This is a genomic window from Bacteroides sp. D55t1_190419_B8 (assembly GCF_015558905.1).
In the GTDB taxonomy this organism is placed as follows: domain Bacteria; phylum Bacteroidota; class Bacteroidia; order Bacteroidales; family Bacteroidaceae; genus Bacteroides; species Bacteroides vicugnae.
In genome coordinates this window covers 26,994-38,297 of the sequence record NZ_JADMOU010000042.1, presented here as the reverse complement: position 1 = coordinate 38,297, position 11,304 = coordinate 26,994, and the positions used below count along the sequence as shown (strand labels likewise).

At 39.9% G+C, this 11,304-nt stretch carries 7 protein-coding genes; 5 read left to right on the top strand and 2 right to left on the bottom strand.

Going from position 1 to position 11,304, the window contains the following annotated elements:
* Positions 1 to 206 precede the first annotated feature (206 nt).
* Positions 207 to 899 (bottom strand): DUF4468 domain-containing protein, encoded by a 693-nt coding sequence (locus I2I13_RS22685; protein WP_195650589.1) that lies wholly within the window; start codon positions 897 to 899, stop codon positions 207 to 209.
* Positions 900 to 1,505: 606 nt separating this feature from the next.
* On the opposite strand from I2I13_RS22685, the gene I2I13_RS22680 reads away from it, so the two are divergent.
* Positions 1,506 to 1,967 carry a hypothetical protein gene (locus I2I13_RS22680; RefSeq protein WP_195650588.1) on the top strand — a complete coding sequence of 154 codons (462 nt, stop codon included), beginning with the start codon at positions 1,506 to 1,508 and terminating at the stop codon, positions 1,965 to 1,967.
* Positions 1,968 to 2,280: 313 nt separating this feature from the next.
* On the opposite strand, the gene I2I13_RS22675 is transcribed toward I2I13_RS22680, so the two are convergent.
* The gene (locus I2I13_RS22675) at positions 2,281 to 3,294 is read right to left on the bottom strand and encodes a LacI family DNA-binding transcriptional regulator (protein WP_195650587.1); all 1,014 of its coding nucleotides are present in this window, start codon (positions 3,292 to 3,294) and stop codon (positions 2,281 to 2,283) included.
* A gap of 389 nt (positions 3,295 to 3,683) precedes the next feature.
* On the opposite strand from I2I13_RS22675, the gene I2I13_RS22670 reads away from it, so the two are divergent.
* The 4 genes from I2I13_RS22670 to I2I13_RS22655 are packed head-to-tail and all read left to right on the top strand — an operon-like array spanning position 3,684 to position 11,287.
* A complete protein-coding gene (locus tag I2I13_RS22670) occupies positions 3,684 to 5,003 on the top strand; it encodes an FAD-dependent oxidoreductase (RefSeq protein ID WP_195650586.1) in 1,320 nt (439 codons plus the stop codon).
* Between the two features lie 5 nt (positions 5,004 to 5,008).
* Complete coding sequence (locus I2I13_RS22665) at positions 5,009 to 6,799, top strand: sodium:solute symporter family protein (protein WP_195650585.1); 1,791 nt, start codon at positions 5,009 to 5,011, stop codon at positions 6,797 to 6,799.
* Between the two features lie 31 nt (positions 6,800 to 6,830).
* On the top strand, positions 6,831 to 8,195 hold the full coding sequence (locus I2I13_RS22660) for a BACON domain-containing protein (RefSeq protein WP_195650584.1): 1,365 nt from the start codon (positions 6,831 to 6,833) through the stop codon (positions 8,193 to 8,195).
* 5 nt (positions 8,196 to 8,200) lie between these two features.
* Positions 8,201 to 11,287 carry a TonB-dependent receptor gene (locus I2I13_RS22655; RefSeq protein WP_195650583.1) on the top strand — a complete coding sequence of 1,029 codons (3,087 nt, stop codon included), beginning with the start codon at positions 8,201 to 8,203 and terminating at the stop codon, positions 11,285 to 11,287.
* The last annotated feature ends 17 nt before the right edge of the window (positions 11,288 to 11,304 follow it).

The window sequence follows — 11,304 nt, the reverse complement described above, 5'->3', positions numbered from 1 at the left end:
GCAGATACGTATAATTAAAAAGAAATCCCTCCGGGGACGGAAGGATTTCCAGTGTAGATATGTATATCAGTACCTTTTTTTTTTAATAGCTGTGGTCTTCGAATTTTTGATTATTAATAGTCTACATCTCAAGTATTAAGACTTATCGTGTGAATTGTTAATACTTGAGATCTAAACTATTAGTGTTTTTAGTTTTTCAGTGCGAATTACCAATTATCAGATTCGTTACCAACAAGACCGTTTTTTACAGCTTCTTCAATTTTATCAATGATGACATTTGAATATGCATGAGCCATAACCAGTGCTTTTGATGAAGTTTTTTTTGCTTTGTGTGCATCTTTTTCCACAAAAGGATAGCAGCTTTCAAGCGGCCATTGTTCATTAGATAATACAGGCTTTGTAGAACCATTGGAAAAAGCAGACATTACGCCTCCACCAACAGATTTTTCGACATCGTAACACTGTACGGTATAAGTTACACGAATTTTTTTGTCTTTGATATCAACTTTGATAATTGGATGCATACTAACATTGTATGCGTTCATTCCACCTACATGGCCTGCAATATTAGCAACATATCCTTTGCCAATAATAACCCCAGCGTCTTTATCATTAAGCTGAATGACAGAATTTGCATCATTAAAAGACTCAACAAACCAATGATTAAGAGTAATATATAATTTCTCTTTCGTTTGTTCTCCACACTCAATGACCTGTGTGTATGTCAAAGATTTGTTTTTATCCAATGATAATTGAGAGCCTATATTGGCTGCTGCATTTTCCCACTTATCGCCAAACTTTTCTTTGGCATACTTTTCAAGTTCTTCACTCCGCATAAGTTGTGCGCTTACACTAATTGCCGTAAATCCAATTAGAATACTAAAAATAATTCTTTTCATACAAAAAAGTTTTTTCTTTCCCCTTTCTAGAAAAAGGAAAGATATTAATAATAATGTGTTAGACTGAGATTATAGAATTGTAGTTCAAATCAGGGAGACTTGTTATTGTTGCTGTATATTATTACAGTATTGTTTTTAGAATAGTTTGTATTTGATATAGAGTCATTAATTGGCAAGAGTGGATTTGCTTTCATATCATTATGTTTATTTTGTCTAAGTGTTTATTTTAAAATTGGAAATATAAGCTTGTTTGTTCTACTGTATAACTATTTCTTGCGACAAAGGTAATGATATATTTTGTAAATTAGTCATTGTTGAAGAAAAATTATACTTAATCTTTCATGTTTGCATAAGTAATAGCTGTTTGTTGTGTATATATGTGCTACACGCAGGATATATATGCGCTACATATTGGCTATATATATCCTGCGCATTGGCTATATATATCCAATACGCTGGAGATATATACACAACATGTTCATAATTAATAATGTATTTGAGCCTTTTGATATTTGTTTTTGAATATCTTCAGAAAAGTAGAGTAAAAATTTGATTGTATTCAAACTTATTTGTTCCTTTACAAACTATAAACATACAAAAACAAATATGAAGAGTTTACTGTTCTTAATGATTACTGCACTAATGTTTGCTGGATGTAGCAAAGATGAAGAAAAAGATGAGTTTTATGAAAAACAAATTACTGTGAATGAATTAGAGTCTGGTACGGGAACATATGTAATGAACAAAGGTTCATATACATATTACTTAGTTTTTGAAAATGGGAAATTAGGGTACTATACATATAAAGGGGGTAAATTTACAAGCATTCACTCTGTTGATTATTCCATAAATAAGAATGATCTCAACCTTGTTAAACATCCATACATGGAAGAAGTTTTGGGAGGTGAAAGAGAATACTATACTCTTTATATCAGTTTTGTTCATTGGGGACATGAGAAAACGACAGATTATGGAACTGGAGGTGAGCAGTTATTGATTAGAGGTGATAACTATCCCTATGAATTTGCGACAGGATATTATGATAAGAGTTCTATTTCTTTAAAATAGTGAATCTAAAAACTTAAAGCTATAAGAAATTGTAGAGCATGAAAAAGATAATTCTTACTATAATTCTATTTTGATTATTCAATGGAGACTCTTGTTGTTAGATCGGTAGCACCTCCAACAGTAGAAGGTAGTGATTTGGGATATAACTTTAGTAAAATATGTAAGATCTATGTGCCTGATACTTCAGTAAATACTTATAAAGAAAATAGCTGGTGGTCTCAATATGCAAGTAGAATATATCCTTTGTCAATGTTGCCAAAAGAATAGAAATGTAGATACAAGAAAATCGCCCTGCTTTTATTGAGTAGGGCGGTTATTTATTGGGCGTCGATGCACGCATTTTGATTTCCGCATCCAACACGATTGAATGATTGGGAGATGCCGGATCTTTGATTTTCTCTAAAATCAGTTCGGCTGCGCTTTTTCCCATTTGGTACAAAGGTGGTTCTACTGTAGTTAATTTGGGATAAACTATGTTGGAAAGTTCTGTTCCTGAAAAACTGGCAATGGCGATTTCTTCGGGTATTTTTTTTCCAAGTTCCCTCAATCTGTTCATAGCTCCAATGGCCAATGTTTCTGTAAAAGCGAAAATTGCATTGAAAGGAATATTTCTTTCCACTAATATATCCGCAGCTTTTTTCCCTTCCTCAAAAGTCATGCCGGTTTTTATCAGCATATTATTCTTATCAAAAGGAATTCCGAATTTAGCTAAAGCGTCTTTGTATCCTCTGACACGTTCAATGGAGTTGTAAATATCGTCCGGTCCCTGTATATGAACAATCTGTTTGCGTCCGCTTCGGATCAGACTTTCTACGAGAAAGAATGATTTCATATAATCGTCCACTATTACCTGCGGGACTTCAAGCCCATAGGGAATGCGATCGTAGAACACCATAGGCATTCCTGCTTGCTGTAAACGAGCATATTCCTCCTTGTTTCTTTTATAACTGCAAAGGCAGATGATGATGCCATCCACCATGAAGCCTTCCATCAGTTGTAGGTTCTCTTTTTCTTTTTCCGGGTCTCCTCCGGACTCTGCAATAATCACCTTTATATTTTTGGTGTGAAGTACTTCTTGTATTCCATTTATTACTCGTGAAGCAAACGGCGTAACCATTTCAGGAACTATCACTCCCACGGTATTAGTATGTCCATATTTAAGGTTGATTGCTACAGGGTTTGGCCTATATCCCAATCTTTTAGCCGCTTCTATTACCTTTTCTTTCGTTTCTTTACGGATATTCTTGTCATCTCCCAGCGCACGAGATACAGTGGAAACGGATATTGACAAATGCCGAGCGATGTCTTTAATGGTTATATACTTCATGTTGAATGATTGTTTAAATCAAAGCAAAGATATCGATTTCAATCAATAAATCCTAATATTGGAGTAAAATACAAATCCCATTTGTTTTTGTGCAATGTTTTTGTAACGTTTGCAGATTTTGGGAACGTTCCCGCAATCGTTTGCAGGCAAAAGAGTTAGGAAAAAACTTTTTTTCAAGCTCTCATTCTTTATCTTTGTTACACCAACATGATGTCGAACTAAAGAAAAAGAAACTATGAAAACACATCTCTTTTCTTGTAAGTGCGGTCGAAAGCACATCAAAGTTTACCACTTATTTGAACCGGTAATAATTAATATATATGATTGATTTTAAGACGATTCATTATAAATTTGGTACCAACGTTTAAATTAAAGGATAAAAAACGAGCATGGACAAGAAAGTACAAAGTATAGAAATTGCGAAACAGGTTCCAATTGTGGGCAACTATGATGTAGTTGTCTGTGGTGGCGGACCTGCTGGTTTTATAGCGGCAATTGCAGCTGCTCGCAGTGGTGCGAAAACAGCTATTGTGGAACAATATGGTTTTTTAGGTGGAATGGCTACAATGGGGCTTGTTACTCCTTTAAGTGTATTCACTTATAATAATGAAAAGGTGATAGGTGGTATTCCATGGGAATTTATCGAACGGCTGGAGAAGATGGGAGGCTGTATCATTGAGAAACCTCTTGGCAATGTAGCTTTTGATCCGGAGCTTTATAAGCTTTTATGTCAGCAAATGATGCAGGAAGCCGGTGTGAATATGTATATGCACTCCTACTTAAGTGGTTGTCAGGCAAAAGACGGCAAAATATCCTGTATCCTCTTTGAGAATAAGAATGGGACAGAGGCCATCAGTGCCGATATGTATATCGATTGTACAGGGGATGGCGACCTTGCCGCTATGGCGGGCGTTCCGATGCAAACAGATGAATGTAAACCTCTGCAACCTCTTTCCACCTATTTTATATTAGGAGGCGTGGATACAGATTCGCCCATGATAATCGATGCCATGCACCATAATAAACAAGGGCAGAATTGTCATTGCATTGCAGTTCGTGAGAAACTTTTGGCAATGAAAGAGGCACTTGGCATCCCCGAGTTCGGAGGTCCTTGGTTTTGCACCACTCTTCGCCCGGGTGAAGTAACAGTTAATATAACCCGTACTGCAGGAAATGCCATCGATAATAGAAATTTTACCGCAGCGGAATGTCGCTTGCGAGAAGACGTATTTAAAATAGCACGAATCTTTAAAGAGAACTTTGAGGAGTTTAAAAACAGTTATGTGACGACAGTCGCTGTACATGCCGGTATTCGTGAGACACGCCGTATCAAAGGTGTACATACTATTACAGCAGAAGAATATGTGAATGCTTATAAATATTCTGATAGCGTATCACGCGGTGCACATCCTATAGATATTCATGTTGCAGCAGGTGCGGAACAGAGCGTAACTTTCCTTAAAAAAGCAGCGTATGTACCTTTTCGTGCTCTTATAGCTGAAGATTTTCCGAATCTGCTCGTAGCAGGACGCTGTATTAGTGCCGATAAGATCTCCTTTGCGTCACTTCGCGTTCAGGCAAGTTGTATGGGGGTAGGACAAGCCGCAGGAGTGGCAGCTGCACAATGTATAAAGGCAGGTGTGACAGTACAAAAGGCTGATATTCACAATCTCATAAAGGAATTGAAGAAAATTGGAGCAATTATATAAAGAATATGGAACAGTTAGATTATATTATTATTTTACTCTACTTTCTCGGATTGATTGCCGTGAGTGTTGTGATGTCCCGGAAAATCAAAAACTCCGAGGATATGTTTATTGCCGGGCGAAATTCTTCGTGGTGGTTGTCGGGAGTCTCTTCTTATATGACCATCTTCTCGGCAAGTACCTTTGTTGTCTGGGGAGGTGTCGCTTATAAGTCGGGACTTGTTGCGGTAGTCGTTGCACTTTGCCTTGGCGTAGCATCGTTTATTGTCGGTAAATGGATCTCGGGTAAATGGCGGGAGCTACGTATCAAATCGCCGGGGGAGTTCCTCACCATCCGGTTTGGACACCGTACAGTAAGTTTTTATACGATTTCAGGGATTGTAGCCCGTGCGGTGCATACGGCAGTGTCTCTGTATGCGGTAGCGGTTGTGATGTGTGCATTAATTAAAGTCGATGGTGGCAGTATTTTTGCAAGTACGGGTATGATGGGCGATTCACCGACGGGTTACTTTAGTATTTGGTGGGCGCTTCTCATTCTTGGTGCTATCGCTCTTGGATATACCATTGCTGGAGGATTTCTTGCGGTACTAATGACTGATGTAATTCAGTTTGGAGTGCTCCTGGTCGTGGTTGTATTTATGATACCTCTTTCATTTAATGCAGTTGGAGGTGTAAGTGCATTTATTGATAAGGCAAATGAGATACCGGGATTCTTCTCGGGTACATCTCCGACCTATACATGGGGGTGGCTTTTACTGTGGGTATTTCTCAATGTGTCCATGATTGGCGGCGACTGGCCGTTTGTACAGCGATACATAAGCGTACCTACTACAAGAGATGCGAAAAAGAGTACTTATTTAATAGGAATTCTTTATCTCGTCACTCCTCTCATTTGGTATCTTCCTACCATGATTTACCGTGTGATGGAACCCAGACTTGCGCTTGATTTGGATACAACTACAATGACTTTCAACGGTGAACACGCTTATGTGAATATGAGCAAACTTGTACTCATGAAAGGAATGGTCGGCATGATGTTGGCGGCGATGTTATCGGCCACATTGAGCAATGTTTCGGGCATTTTGAATGTGTATGCCAATGTATATACCTATGATATTTGGGGACATAAAGAGAAAAACCGTCAAGCGGATGAGAAAAAGCGTATAAAAGTAGGACGTCTATTTACATTTATCTTTGGAATTGTGATAATCGCTTTGTCGATGTTAATACCATTTGCCGGAGGTGCCGAAAAGGTAGTAGTAACCCTTCTTACAATGGTGATGTGTCCTTTATATATTCCGTCGATATGGGGACTGTTCTCGAAGCGGCTGACAGGCAATCAACTTATAACCGCAATGATTCTTACTTGGTTCGTTGGTATTATGGCTCGCGTCATAATTCCCGCCTCCGTTATTAGTCCAAGCCTTATAGAGTCTGTTTCCGGTTGTGTACTTCCCGTACTTATCCTTGCGATAATGGAAGTTTGGTCGGCATATAAAAAGTATGAAGACAATGGTTATCAAGCTATTTGTGAATATACTGATTCTGAAGCCGATCGCAAACCGACATTAAAGGAGAAGAAAGCGGTATTAATCTATTCACATTTGGCTGTTAATTGCTTCTGTATCACCATTGGTGTCGTTGCGCTCTTGCTGATTGGTCTGCTTATTGTTGGCGATCCGAAGACGCTTGCGGTCAAAGGGATCGTAATAGGAAGCATCGTACTGATGGTTGCCATGATATTTGCTTATGTGATATACAGAATTATATATGCAAGACGTCTGAAAATGTATAGCTAGTCAATTATTAATAACCCTAAATACTAATCAAATGAATTTAAAGATGTTATTGTTTGCAAGTGTGTCGCTTGTGCTTTTTGCATCTTGTCATAACTCGGATGATCCGTATATGACACTCGCGGCAAAGACACTTGATGTAGAAGCAGAAGGTGGGCTTTTCACCGTTGACCTTTCATCAAATGTCTATTACAGAGTCAATAACGACTGCCAGACCGAAGGAAGTGATAGCCATTGGGCAGTTGTTGATTCGTATGAGACGCAAGGTGAGATAACTAAATTTACAATCAAAGTCTCTGAAAATTTATCGACTAGTTCCCGTGTCGGTGCCATTCGTTTCATTGGTGATGATGTAACTCCTCTAAAGCTGGTTATTACCCAAAAGATGATTGTTCCGAAAGGCATCAGTCCTACCACCGAATCGATCGACGCAACTACAACAGAATCTTCGTTCAAAGTCTTTGGCGATAAAGAGTGGAATGCTGTTTGTACAGATGCAGATGTAACTGTTTCTCCTGCAAATGGGGTAGGTGAATGTGACATTAAACTTACTTTCCCGGAGAACAAGACATTTGTTAAGCGGACAATAAAAGTAACGGTAACTATTCTGGATGATACAGACTATACCTATACTCTTGTACAAGATGCTTTCTCGGGTATTTTGGCTGACTGGGACTTGAAAAGTTTGACCGGCAACACAAGTGGAACATTTGCTGATGATGACGCCCAGTCTGTATTTCCGGGAACCAATGGCAAGTATATTGCTCCAAGTTCTGGAAGTGGTAAAATTGAGTATTGGGCATGCGACCGGACTGGTTATGTAGCGCAGAATGCCGTATGTAATCGTGCCGTGGGTGGTAATGGTGATCCGTATGTATCAGGAGCTATTCCCGGTGATTATTGGTATGTCTATGGTGATATGAAAGGTACGATTATTCCTGCCGGCACAAAGATTCACTTCTATTTTGTGACCAAATTAGGAACGATGTGTTCCAATTACTGGATGATCGAGTTCAAGGATGGTGAGGAATGGAAACCGGCTCTTCCGACTTCGACTCTTCAGGAAAGTGCGACAGAGACATTGTCGGGTGCACCAATTAATTATTCGGCGACTATTACTTACAACTTTGCTGGAATGTTGCTTGATACCAGTAACAATGGCGCATATATCCCTGCCGAAGGAGTATTTACTACAACTAAAAATATGGATGAGATTGTGTTAAGATTTGGACAAGCGGGTCGTTTATGTCTTAGTGGTTCTAAATATTCCGGAAAATATATTGATTGGACACATGCAAGTGGTCAGACACGTTTTTCAGCGCAACATCCGAGTAACCCTGAAACAGGTGCGGCAATCAAAGAGTATAACGAACATGTATTGCTTGAAATCGTAGAATAAATAGTATGAAAAAATATATATTAAGCCTGTTATTGGCATGTTTCCTGCAAATCAATCTGGCTTTTGCACAGAATGTAATGAAGGGTGTCGTTAGCGATACCAATGGTCCTCTTGTCGGAGTGGTGATTCACGATAAAGACAATGGAAAGGGTACTACTTCCGATATGTCGGGAAAGTATGCGCTCAATGGCGCTGAATTAGGCCATACAATAGAATTTCGTTATCTTGGTTATGTGACCGAGACTGTGGTATGGGATGGTAAGAGTGCAGTAAATATGAAACTTAAAGAGGATGCTGTACAACTTGAGGAGACTGTTGTTATCGGCTATGGATCTGTAAAGAAGAAAGATCTTACAGGTGCGGTCGGTGTAATCAATAGTTCTCTTATCGAGAAACAGAGTACGTCTCAACTTTCACAATCTTTGCAAGGACTGACTCCGGGACTTACGGTTACCCGTTCGAGCAGTATGCCAGGAGCGAGTGCTACGGTTCAGGTGCGTGGTGTGACAACAATGTCTGATTCGAGTCCGCTTATCCTTGTCGATGGTATGATGGTCAGTAGCCTCGATAATATAGCAAGCGAGGATGTACAGCAGATTACTGTACTTAAAGATGCGGCTTCTGCATCCATCTATGGTGCCCGTGCTGCTGCCGGTGTTATCTTGATAACGACCAAGGAGGCAACCGAGGGACAACTTTCGATCGGTTATAACGGAGAGATTTCCTTATCTTCTCCTACCGAATTCCCGAAATTCCTGACCGACCCTTATCACTACATGACAATGTATAATGAATGGTCGTGGAACGATGCCGGTAATCCTGCAGGAGGTGAGTTTGCCAACTATTCACAGGACTACATCGACAACTATGCTACCAACAACAGGTATGATCCCATTCAATATCCTATCTATGATTGGAAAGATGCTATTCTTTCGAGCACCGCTATGCGCCATAAGCACAACTTGACCATGACGTATGGAAACAAGGTAATCAGGAGCCACACTTCCGCTACCTACGAAAATGCCGATGCTATTTATAAAGGTTCAAACCACGAAAGAATCTCTATCCGTTCACGTAATAATCTGAAGATTAGTGATAAACTTTCCGGTTCTATCGATTTCTCGGTACGTTATGCTACGAAAAATGACCCGACTTCCGGTAGTCCAATTCGTGCAGCTTATATGTATCCTTCCATTTATTTAGGACTTTATCCGGATGGTCGTGTTGGTCCCGGTAAAGACGGCAGTCTTAGCAATACGCTTGCCGCCTTATTGGAAGGCGGAGAGAAGAAGACTGTATCCAACACAATGACCGGTAAATTCTCGTTGAGCTATAAGCCCATAAAAGATTTGACTATTACTGCCAATCTGACTCCTACCGTTGGAACTGTTTCGATCAAGGAGATGAAAAAAGCCATACCTGTTTACGATGCATACGAAACCGATGTTATGCTGGGATATGTTTCGGGATATACTTCTAATTCGCTAAGTGAAGAACGCCGTAACATCAAATCATTGGAGAAACAATTCATCGCTACGTACGACAAGACCTTCAGCAAGGTACATAACTTCAATGCCATGGTTGGTTATGAAGATTATAGCTATACGTATGAAACGATGTCGGGATCGACAAACGATATGTCTTTGTCTTCTTTCCCTTATCTTGATTTGGCGAACAAGAATGCTCTTGCCGTAGCCGGTAATTCTTATCAGAATGCATACCGTTCATTTTTTGGCCGTGTCATGTATAATTACGACAGCCGTTACTACCTCCAGATCAATGCTCGTGAAGACGGATCTTCACGTTTTCACAAGGATCACCGTTGGGGATTCTTCCCATCCGCATCGGTTGGTTGGGTAATCTCTAATGAGAAATTCATGCAAAACATAACCCCGATAAGTTATCTGAAGTTCCGTGCCTCTATCGGTACTCTCGGTAATGAGCGGATTGGAAATTATCCTTATCAGACATACATTTCATTTAATAATGCCATTATGTATGACAGTGCGGGCTCTACGCCCCAATCCTCAATGTCCGCCGCACAACAGGATTATGCGTATGAGAATATCCATTGGGAGAAAACACAGAGCTGGGATATAGGTGTGGATGCCGCTTTCTTTAATAATCGTCTTGACTTTAGTGCAGATTATTACTATAAGAAAACAACAGATATGCTCTTGTCGGTGGCAATCCCGTCGTTTACTGGTTACTCGGCACCTGACAGGAATGTAGGTAAAATGCACACCCGCGGTTGGGAAGTGAAACTCGGCTGGTCTGACCGTATCGGAGATGTAAATTATGCGGTAAGTTTTAATATCTCTGATTACAAGTCTATTATAGATAATCTTAACGGCAAGCAACAGTTTAACAGTGATGGTACCATTATTACTGAAGGTGCAGAATATAACTCATGGTATGGATATAAGACTGCAGGTTTGTTCCAGACCGCAGAGGAAGTCAGTGAAAGTGCTTTGCTTTCGGCTTCTACCAAACCGGGTGATGTGAAATATGTAGATGTCAGCGGTCCGGATGGTACTCCTGATGGAATTATCAATGAAACATACGACCGAGTAGTGCTTGGCAGTTCGTTGCCACACTATCTATATGGAGGTTCTATTAGTTTGGGCTGGAAAGGTATCTCATTTTCTCTACTTTTCAATGGTGTCGGAAAACAACTTTCACGCCTCACCGAAAGTATGATTCGCCCCATGCAGGGACAATGGCTTCCGGCTCCGTCAGTTCTTCTGAACGACAATGGCAGCCGTAATTATTGGAGTGTATATAACACTGCAGAGCAGAACGCAGCAGCCAGCTATCCCCGCTTGAGCCATCAGGGTGGTGAATACAACAACTACAAAATGTCGGATTACTGGCTCAAGAGTAGTGCCTATATGCGTATAAAGAATATCAACCTTGGCTATACAGTTCCTAAAAAAATCGTCTCTAAAGTCGGAATCAAGGGACTTCGGGTGTACGTCAATATCGATGATCCATACTGCTTTGATAGTTATCTTTCGGGATGGGACCCTGAAGCAGGCGCTTCTACCTATATCACACGCACTTATACGTTTGGAGTTGATATCAAATTCTAATGGAGTATGAAAAAATT